We start from the raw sequence: 1,265 nt of genomic DNA, 5'->3' as shown, positions 1-1,265 counted from the left end.
TGTAGATACTCTGTTACCGGTCAACCCCTAGCGAGGTGGCAGGCGCTGAACAACTTGGTGGGATCGAAGGTCTCGCCGCGTTGCATGCAGGCCCACAGACCGGTGAGGTACTTGCGCATGACTGCGGCGAGCGCCTGCATTTTCTTTTTGCCCCGGTGGACGAGGGCTTCGTAGAACGCCCTGGCCGGTGGGTTGCGACGCACGGCTGTCATGGCCGGCATGAACAGGGCCGAGCGCAGGTAAGCGTTGCCTGTCTTGCTCAGTCGGGCGGCTTTGCTGACGCTGGTGCCTGACTGGCACAGGCGTACATCCAACCCGGCGTGGCGACTGACTTGGGGCGCTTTGAGATGGGTGGGAAGCACGCTCAACTCGGCCAGCAAAGCAATCGCGCTCGCTTCGCCCACACCCGAGGCGCTCATCAGGCACTTGTGCTGGGCGGCCAAGCCGGGTGCGGCTTTCATCAGGTCGCGCGCGGCCTGCTTGAGCCGCTCGATGCGCGCCTTGAGCGCAGCAATGGCCTCGATCTGGTCTTCGATGAGCAGCGACAGCGTTTCGTGTTTTGCATGAAAGGCATGCAGCCGGTTCTTGGCTTGGGTACGCGCCTTGGTCAGACGATTGATCTGCCTTCCGATGTCACGTAGTGCCAGGGCGGTGGTGCTGGGCGGGGTCCACAGTGGTGGCCGCAGGCAGGCGGCGTACTCGGCCAGCAGCGCCGCATCGATCGGGTCGGTCTTGCTGCGGGCCAACTTGAGCTGGGCGAAGTGGTGAAAGCTCTTGGGGTTGATGACAGCGACCGGCAGGCCCTTGTCGACCAGCGCTGTGGCTATATCCAGGTAATACACGCCGGTTGCTTCCAGGACGATTCGCTCGGGTTTGAGGCTGCGTAGGCGCTTGATGAGCTTGGCATGGCCGGCACGCGTCTGCTCGAAGTTGGCGCTGCCAGCCGTACGGTCATGCTGGCGCCAGGCCACACTCAGGCTGCGCGCACCGACATCGATCCCAACATGGGTGTTCATGGGTTTTCCTTCAGCTGCAATGGCGCAAGAATGGCTCCGGCTCCCCGACCTCGCACTTGTTGCCCTCACGACCTTGTTATGCGAAGTCCGTCAAACGGCTTCTGGATACTCTCCGTGGTGGGCAATGAGGCGGGGGGCCGCTCTACAGACGAGGTCGAAGATTTCGCCTCAAGGAGCCCACGGCCTCCCCGGAAACACACTTGCTTGGTTCGCACCTCTGTGTGTGCGTGAGCAACATACAAGGAGCCC

The 1,265-nt window shown here is 62.5% G+C and carries 1 protein-coding gene; it reads right to left on the bottom strand.

The features are described from left to right. Positions 1 to 20: 20 nt before the first annotated feature. Positions 21 to 1,016, bottom strand: coding sequence for an IS110 family RNA-guided transposase (locus OSC30_RS16745; protein ID WP_267172986.1), 996 nt, complete (start codon positions 1,014 to 1,016; stop codon positions 21 to 23). Positions 1,017 to 1,265: the final 249 nt, after the last annotated feature.

Origin of the sequence: Frateuria hangzhouensis, from assembly GCF_026410505.1 — a bacterium.
In the GTDB taxonomy this organism is placed as follows: domain Bacteria; phylum Pseudomonadota; class Gammaproteobacteria; order Xanthomonadales; family Rhodanobacteraceae; genus Frateuria_A; species Frateuria_A hangzhouensis.
This window is presented reverse-complemented; position numbering and strand designations above follow the sequence as displayed.